6 protein-coding genes are annotated in these 8,109 nt (G+C 62.4%); 1 reads left to right on the top strand and 5 read right to left on the bottom strand.

The window, feature by feature from the left end:
• The 5 genes from GHO03_RS22805 to GHO03_RS22785 all read right to left on the bottom strand — a co-directional run.
• Positions 1–615, bottom strand: a 615-nt coding sequence (locus tag GHO03_RS22805) for an FAD-dependent oxidoreductase (protein WP_153400571.1), incomplete at its 3' end; no start/stop codon positions are given.
• On the bottom strand, positions 612–2,357 hold the full coding sequence (locus GHO03_RS22800; protein ID WP_153380093.1) for an FAD-binding protein: 1,746 nt from the start codon (positions 2,355–2,357) through the stop codon (positions 612–614). The genes GHO03_RS22800 and GHO03_RS22805, both read right to left, overlap by 4 nt.
• A 56-nt stretch (positions 2,358–2,413) precedes the next feature.
• Positions 2,414–3,601 (bottom strand): acyl-CoA dehydrogenase family protein, encoded by a 1,188-nt coding sequence (locus GHO03_RS22795; RefSeq protein WP_095000073.1) that lies wholly within the window; start codon positions 3,599–3,601, stop codon positions 2,414–2,416.
• Between the two features lie 219 nt (positions 3,602–3,820).
• On the bottom strand, positions 3,821–5,386 hold the full coding sequence (locus GHO03_RS22790) for an amidase (RefSeq protein ID WP_153400570.1): 1,566 nt from the start codon (positions 5,384–5,386) through the stop codon (positions 3,821–3,823).
• Between the two features lie 92 nt (positions 5,387–5,478).
• Positions 5,479–6,915 carry a coniferyl aldehyde dehydrogenase gene (locus tag GHO03_RS22785; RefSeq protein ID WP_095024612.1) on the bottom strand — a complete coding sequence of 479 codons (1,437 nt, stop codon included), beginning with the start codon at positions 6,913–6,915 and terminating at the stop codon, positions 5,479–5,481.
• 173 nt (positions 6,916–7,088) lie between these two features.
• On the opposite strand from GHO03_RS22785, the gene GHO03_RS22780 reads away from it, so the two are divergent.
• The gene (locus tag GHO03_RS22780) at positions 7,089–8,069 is read left to right on the top strand and encodes a flavin reductase family protein (RefSeq protein WP_095000070.1); all 981 of its coding nucleotides are present in this window, start codon (positions 7,089–7,091) and stop codon (positions 8,067–8,069) included.
• Positions 8,070–8,109 lie beyond the last annotated feature (40 nt).

Below are 8,109 nucleotides of genomic sequence, written 5' to 3'. Positions count from 1 at the left end.
TTGCAACAGCGGTTGCACCCCGGCCCGCAGACACGCGGCTTTGAGATGTCCATACAGCACCGCGCCACACTGGCCCTTGCCCACCGTACGATGGCCGCGGGGCGCCGGTGGCCGGGTGCCGGCATGGGAAGGCACCAGCTCATTGCCCGAGTAATACAAAAAATGGCCATCGGACGGGTATGAGGTCTTCCCTCCCGGCGGCACGTTATGGGCATAACGCGCGCCGTGGCTTTCAAGCCAGTCAAGATTGCTGACACTGTCATCGCAGAATTTTTGCAGGGTTGCATCGCTGACTACGCCCTGGGTTTCGTGCTTGAGGTAGTCAAACATCGCTTGGGTGCTGTCGGTGAAACCTGCGGCCTGTTGATGCCGGGTGCCGCCACCGGCGTAAACCACACCACCGCTTTTGGCACTGGCGCCACCGCCGGTAAAGCGGTCCGCCACAATCACCCTGGCGCCATTGCTGCTGGCCTCCAGCGCAGCGCAGGCACCCGCCGCCCCCCAACCTATTACCAGCACGTCGCAGGTGTCGCGCCAGTCCCCTGCACTCAGGCGCTCGGCCTGCAAGGGCGCGAGAATTTTGCTGTTGCTGGACGTATGCTGTGCTCGGCTCATGACAGTGCCCGCACCTTGCTGCTGGCCGTAGCCGGCACGCTGCTGGCGATATGATTGGCGGCGATATAACCAAAGGTCATGGCCGGGCCCAGGGTGCCACCGGCGCCCGGGTAGCTGGTGCCCATCACCGATGCCGAGCAATTGCCGATCGCATACAGGCCGGGGATCGGCTGGCCGTCCTCACGCACCACCTGGGCATGCTGGTTGGTCAGTAACCCGCCCTTGGTACCGATATCACCGGCATCCAGGCGCATGGCGTAGTACGGCCCCTTGCGCAACGGCGCCAGGCACGGGTTGGGTTTGATATTACTGTCGCCGTAGTAGCGATCGAAGACGTTGCCGCCGCGATCGAAGTCCAGGTCGACACCCGTTTGGGCGTAGCCATTGACCTTCTGCACGGTGCTGTCCAGCCCCTGCGCATCCACGCCGATCTGCATGGCCAGGGCTTCAAGGCTGTCGGCCTTCCAGTACACGGTGTTGAGCCACTCCTTGCGCAGCCGGCTGTCGGGCATCACCTGGGCCGGCATCATCGGGCCCATGGCGTAGTGGAAGCGAAAGTGCCCGTCGAAGATCACCCACGAAGGCACTGATCGGCCATCAGTCTTGCGATTGTCCTGATACATGGCGTCGACGAATTCCAGGTACGGCGCCGCTTCGTTGACGAAGCGCTGACCCAGGCTGTTGACCACAATAGCCCCCGGGAACGCCCGTTCGGCAAACACCCCGCGGGGTTTTTCTTCGCCGGGTACGGCAATGGTCGGTGCCCACCAGGCCCAGTCCATCAGCGCGGTGGCCGCGCCAATGTGCATGCCGGCCTCAAGCGCTGCCCCGGTATTGTTGCCCGGTGGCGTGGCGCTCCAGCTGGCACGGGTCGGCTGCGGCAGGAACTTCTCACGCAGCGTCTGGTTCTGTTCGAAACCGCCAGAGCCGAAAATCACGGCGCGACGGGCCTTGAGTTCAAGCACCTTGCCGCCGGTGGCGACCTTGATGCCGCACACCCGGTCACCGTCGAGCACCACATCCTGAAAGTCGGTGTTGAGCCACAGCGGCACATTGCGGTCCATCAGTGAACGACGCAACGACGCCACCAGCGAACTGCCCAACGCAGCGCGGCGGTCGTACTTGCTTTTGCGCCGCCATTTGAAGTCGAGCTTGTAACGCGCCATCAACTTGAAGATCAGCCATTGCCAGCCAAAGCTGCGCGCCATGGCCTTGTGCGCATCGCGGGCCGTCCAGGCAATGCGCCCCATCAACAGGGTGGAGGGTGAAGGCTTGCGCAGGTTGGGCAGCTCTTCGGCCAGCAGGCTGGTGTCGAACAGCTCCGGGTCCAGGGTGCGACCACCCGGCAAGGCGCCGGGCAGTTGCGGGTAGTAATCGGGGTATTTGTCGGCCACCGCATAACGCACGTGGCTGTTGGCAGTGAGCCTTTTGATCATCGGCGCGGCGTGATCCAGATACGCCTTCAGGCGCACCGGGTCGCCATGCTCGCCGGTGGCCGCCTTGAGGTACTGCATCGACAGCTCGGGGCTGTCCTGCCCGCCGAGCGCGGCAAAGTAGTGGTTGTTGGGGATCCAGATACCGCCACCGGAAATCGCCGAAGTGCCACCGTATTTATCGCTTTTTTCGACAATCAGGACCGACAGGCCCTGATCAGCCGCAAACAGGGCTGAGGTCATGGCGCCGGCGCCGGAGCCGACAACAATTACGTCATAGCTGGACTGAGACTGATCGTGAGCCGTCATTATTGTTATGCCTTGCGCTGAGGTCAGAGGTGTTTTGCCGGATGTAGATCAGCCGATCACACAAACGGATCCGCGTTGGGCAGGCCCAATTGCACCAGGCCGTAACTGCGCCGGTAAGCCGCCTCGTTATTGGCGATATGCCCGCGAGCCTGATGCAGGTCACGGAAGAAGCGCGCCACCGGGTTGGTGTTGTACAAGCCCGATGCGGCCATGCAGCGCAGCAGGTCACTGACCCGGTCGGCGCACACATTGGTCACATGGGAAGACTGGTAGCGATACAGCAAGCGGGTTTCCACATCCGGGTATTCCCCGGCGGCGGCCAGCGCCATCAGGTTGGCGTAGTTGCGCATCAGCACCAGTTTGAGCGAGTCGACGGTGATGATGGCTTCGGCCACGGCAGCCTGGGCGGCCGGGTCTTCGGCGGTTTTGGCGCCATGCTTGCCGATGTGCTTGGCCGCGTTGTCACGGAACTCGTTGATCGCGCCTTGCAGGGCGCCGAGGGCCGAGGTAGAGACGGCACGGGCAAACACCTGGGCAAACGGGATGGCGTACATCGGGTTGGTGTTGACCAGCCGCCCCGGTGTGGCTTCGATGCCGTAATTGTTGGTGCGCTGTACTCGATGGGCCGGAACAAAAGCGTCTTCAACGACGATATCGTGGCTGCCGCTGCCGCGCAGCCCCAACACGTCCCAGTTCTGCTCGATACGGTAGTCGCTGGCCGGGATCAGGAAGGTGCCGTGTTCGGTAGGGCCGGTTTCATCTTGCGGCACGATGCCGCCAAGCAGACACCACTGCGCATGCTGGCTGCCACTGGAGAAGCCCCAGCGCCCGCTGACCTGATAGCCGCCCTTGACCGGCGTGACCTTGGCCACGGGCATATAGGTCGAGGCCACCAGCACCGAGCTGTCCTCGCCCCACACATCACGCTGCGCCTCTACCGGGTAACGCGCCAGTTGCCACGGATGCACACCCACTACGCCATAAACCCAGGCGGTGGACATGCAGCCTTCGGCCAGGGTCATCTGGATTTCAAAAAAGGTGCGCAAGTCGATTTCATGGCCGCCCCACTTTTTCGGTTGCAGGGCACGAAACAGCCCGGCTTCCTGCATTTCGCGAACGGTTTCGTCAGGTAGCTTGCAGTCCTTGTCCGCCTGGGCTGAACGGCTTTTAAGCGCAGGTATCAAATTGCGCGCGCGTTGCAGCAGCTCAAGCTCAATCGGACTTTTCTCTCGTATCTGATCCATCCGTGTGTTCTCCGTCAGTCTCTCGCTGCGCGAATGCGCGGGCGGTGTGTGACGAATAATCCCGCCAGCGGGGTTGTGGATCATCGTCAAAGCGGACTAGTCGGGATATCGGGTGAAGGCTGGCCCTCACCCCAACCCTCTGCCAAAGGCAGAGGGAGCTAGCCGCAGGGCAAACGCCAATCAATCCCCTCTCCCTGAGGGAGAGGGTCAGGGCGCTTTTTAAACCACCGGCAATTTCGCAAAAGGCCGATCCTGCTCGATCTGCGCGCCCAAACGCAGCAACACGTCTTCACCGCCCAATGGCGCGGTGAACATCATGCCGATGGGCAGGCCGTTGTCGCTCATGCCCACCGGCAACGACAGCGCCGGCTGCCCGCTGACGTTGGCCAGCACGGTAAAGGCCGCGCTGCCCATGGCGTTGTGGGCATAGCTGTCCCACGGCTGGTTCAGGCTCAGCAGGCCCAGGTCCGGAGTAATGTTGGCCGTTACCGGCGACAGGATCACGTCGTACTTCTGGAACTGCTCTTCCATATAACCGCCAATACTTTCGAACGACTGCCGCGCCCGGTACAGACCCTCTCCAGTGACTTTTTGGGCATTGCCCAGTACCACCTGGGTGATGCGTTCATAGTCATCGGCCGTGGCGCTGCGCCCCAGCACTTGCTCGCGATCGTGCACCATGGTCAGCAAGGCATCGCCAACCACCGAGCCGTGAGCTCCGAACAACTGCCGCGGGTCGATGCTCAGGCGCAATTCTTCAACTTCATGGCCCTGGGCGGCCAGGCGTTTGGCAGTGTCGTCCAGCACCCTGACCACCGCCGGGTCCAGCGGCGAGCCGGTCAACGAGTCACGCACCACACCGATACGCAGACGGCCCGGTGCAGTGCGCAGCTCTTCAACATAAAGACGTACCAGCGGTTTTGCCCAATACGGGCTGCCCGCCTCATGTCCCTGCCCCACGTCCATAAACAGCGCCATATCACGCATATTGCGCGACACCACGTTGCCCACGCTGGCCCCGAACCAACCCTCGTACTTGCCCGGGCCGCTTGGTGTGCGGTAACGCGTCGGCTTGAGCTCGACCAGCCCGCAATAAGACGCCGGAATGCGGATCGAGCCGCCGCCGTCGGTGGCATGGGCCACCGGCACAATACCTGCGGCAACCGCCGAAGCAGCTCCGCCGGACGAGCCGCCGGCGCTTTTGGCCAGGTTCCAGGGGTTGCGGGTCTGGCCCCACAGCAGGGATTCGGTGGTGGTGGTCAGGCCGAATTCCGGGCAGGTGGTCTTGCCAAACGGCACGGCCCCGGCTGCCTGATAACGGTCAATCAGGGTACTGGTGTGGGGCGCTGGTGGCGCGTCCTTGTACAACCTGCTGCCATTGGTGGTGCGGGTACCTTGCAGGTAGGTGTTGAGGTCCTTGATCAGGATCGGCACCCCGGCCAGTGCGCCGGTATTCGCAGTCCCGCTGGCACTGCGGGCCTTGAGCAGTGCCTGGGCGTAGTCGTCATGGCGCATATTGACGGCATTGACCTTGGGGTTGACGGCATCACAGCGGGCCATGGCCGCTGCCAGCAGAGCGTGCGGGCTGAGTTCGCCCTTTTGTACGGCGCGGGCCATGTCGGTGGCATCCATTGCCAGATACTCGGCGGGCGAAATGGCGGTGCCTTCAGCGGCATTGGCAAAACGCCCCAGCAGCCCGGCACCCACGGCCAGGGCGCCCGCTTTGAGGACGTGGCGACGGGGCCAGCCAGTGGATTGTTCAGGTGTTTCGGCAGGGTTTTGCAAGGTCTATCTCCAGAGCAAATCTTGTTTTTATTTAAATAGCAACGCCCCTTGTGGGAGCGAGCCTGCTCGCTCCCACAAGGGCATTTCGGGTTTCAGTCGGCGGTGACCATCGCCTGCATGGCGGGTAAAAAGTGCTCGCCATAAGGCGGCAACAGGCCCCACTCGCGGCGCGGGTCGTGGGCCGCAGCCTTGTACACGGTGCGCATATGGCTGAACTCCAGGAACCCTTCGCGGCCGTGGTAATGGCCCATGCCCGAGGCGCCAATACCGCCAAAAGGCGCATCGTGCAAAGCCGCATGCATCATCACGTCGTTGATGCTGACCCCACCGGAAATCGTGTTTTGCAGCACATGACGCTGCTCTTCTTCACTTTGCCCGAAGTAGTACAGCGCCAGCGGGCGCTCGCGTGAATGGATATCGGCCAGCGCACGGTCAAGCTGCTCATAGGGCAACAGCACCAGTGCCGGACCGAAAATTTCTTCTTGCAGGATCAGGCTGTCGCGGGGCGGATTGATCACCACCTGCAACGGGCGCCTGCGTGTGAGCGCGTCGACCTCAAGAGCCCGAGGGAAGCGCTCGACACGCGCGCCACGCTGGCGGGCGTCCTGCACATAGCCTTCGATACGCTGCAGATGCCGGTCGTTGACCACCGCAACCACGTCAGGATTGGCGTCGGTGGCGGGCAGCAGCTCACTGTAGGCCGCGCCCAGCAGGCCAAGGAAATCTTCCATCTGTTCGCGGGGCACATACACCACGTCCGGGTTGATGCAGATTTGCCCGCCGTTATTGGCCTTGGCCACGGCAATGCTGAAGGCCGCCTTGGCCAGATCGGCGCTGCGGGAAATAATCACTGGCGACTTGCCGCCCAGCTCCAGGGTCAACGGCACCAGATTTTGCGCCGCATTGCGCATCACCGAGCGCGCCACCGCAGTGCTGCCGGTAAACACCAGATGGTCGAAGGCTTGCGCAGTAAACACTTGCGCCAGTTCGGCGTCGCCGGTGACCACGGCGATTTCCAGCGGATCGAACAGCTCGGCAAAAGCCCCGGCAAGCACATCGGCGGTACGCGGCACCACTTCAGAGGGCTTGAGAATCGCCCGGTTACCCGCCGCCAGCACGCAGGCCAAGGGGCTGAGCAAGGTGAACAGCGGCGCATTCCAGGTGCCGAGAATGCCGATACTGCCCTTGGGCTGGTGCATCACCCAGGCCTTGGCGCCCAACTGGTCATAGGGCGCAAACACCTGGCGCGGCTCGTCTGCAACCCAGTGCTCGAGATGGTCGCGGGCGTATTTGAGCGAGGCCAGGGAACCCAGCACGTCATTCATCAACGAAAAGCCCTGGGGCCTGCCGCCAAAGTCGGCATCCATGGCCTCGACCAGCGGCTGCTGGAAGCGCACCAGCAACTCGATCACCCGCTGGATGCGCTCCCGACGCAGCTCGGCACTGACGTGGCCTGCGCCGACAAAGGCTTTTTTCTGCGCCGCCAACAGGCTGGTCAGCTGTTCTGGAGCAGTGCTGCTGAACGTCATGGATAAGTCCTCTGATACACCGGTTCGATCAACCGACGCTAGCGAACTGCGCCCCGCAATGCCTCGTCCGATCGGACGATAATCGGCCATATCCGTTAGTCCATTAAGACGATGTAGCCCCCGCAAGCCAGGGGAATACTGCCAGCACGAAAATTCAATCCATGAGGTTCGTCATGGCAGTGCAAAGCAGTTTTGACCCGCAGGCATTCCGTACCGCGCTGGGCACCTTCACCACCGGGGTGACGATCATCACCACCCAGGCCGAAGATGGCTCGCCCATTGGCATTACGGCCAACAGTTTCAATTCGGTATCGCTCAACCCGCCGCTGGTGCTGTGGAGCCTGGCCAAGTCCGCCCGCAGCCTGCCGGTATTCAGTGCAGGTTCGCACTGGAACGTGCATGTACTGTCGACAGAGCAGGAGCCGCTGTCCGGACGCTTTGCCATGCAGGGCGAGAACAAGTTTGCTGAAATCGAGCTCGATAACGGCATCAGCCCCGCGCCGCTTCTGCAGGACTGCACCGCGAGGTTTCAGTGCCGCACGGCCTTTCAGTATGAAGGCGGCGACCATGTGATTTTCGTCGGGGAAGTACTCGCCTTCGATCACAGTGACCGTGCACCGCTGGCCTTTCAAAGTGGCCAATATGCCCTGGCAACCCGCAAGCCGCGCAGCGAGCTGCGCCTGGCGACCACCCCGCCACCGCCGGAATGCAGCTACACCGAAGACCTGCTCGGTTACTTGCTGGGCCGCGCCCATTACCAGCTGCTCGACGCCCTGCATCGCCTGCTGAGCAATCAGCAACTGGACGAACATGCCTTTTTTATCCTGTCAGTGCTGTGTATTCGCGACAACCTGACCCTGGATGAAATCAATCACTTCGTCAGCTATACCGGGCATGTGGTAAGCGTGGCAAGCATGCGCTTTCTTGAAAAGCAGAACCTGGTCGCCCTCGAAGGCAGCCAGCAGGCGCCACGCTATGTGCTGACCGCCACCGGCCGCGAGGCCTCGCTGCAACAGGTGGCGCTGGCCAAGGCGGTGGAAGAGAACGTGTCGGCCCGTCTCGCTCCCGGTGATGCCCAGGCGCTCAAGGTGCTGCTCAAGCGCCTGATTGCCGCCAGTGATCCCGGCTTGCCCGACCTGTGGGCGCCCCGCTAGCTTTCTACCTAAAAAGGAAAAGGACTTATATGAATATTAT

Origin of the sequence: Pseudomonas sp. FSL R10-1339 (assembly GCF_009600545.1) — a bacterium.
GTDB lineage: Bacteria > Pseudomonadota > Gammaproteobacteria > Pseudomonadales > Pseudomonadaceae > Aquipseudomonas > Aquipseudomonas bubulae.
The sequence above is the reverse complement of the archived record's forward strand: the minus strand, read 5'-3'. Positions and strand labels throughout refer to the sequence as shown.

Bases quoted from the DNA above. Each gene is read 5' to 3' on its own strand.
- GHO03_RS22785 (WP_095024612.1), bottom strand. From the start codon at position 6,915: ATGACGTTCAGCAGCACTGCTCCAGAACAGCTGACCAGCCTGTTGGCG.
- GHO03_RS22780 (WP_095000070.1), top strand. From the start codon at position 7,089: ATGGCAGTGCAAAGCAGTTTTGACCCGCAGGCATTCCGTACCGCGCTG.
- GHO03_RS22800 (WP_153380093.1), bottom strand. From the start codon at position 2,357: ATGACGGCTCACGATCAGTCTCAGTCCAGCTATGACGTAATTGTTGTC.
- GHO03_RS22795 (WP_095000073.1), bottom strand. From the start codon at position 3,601: ATGGATCAGATACGAGAGAAAAGTCCGATTGAGCTTGAGCTGCTGCAA.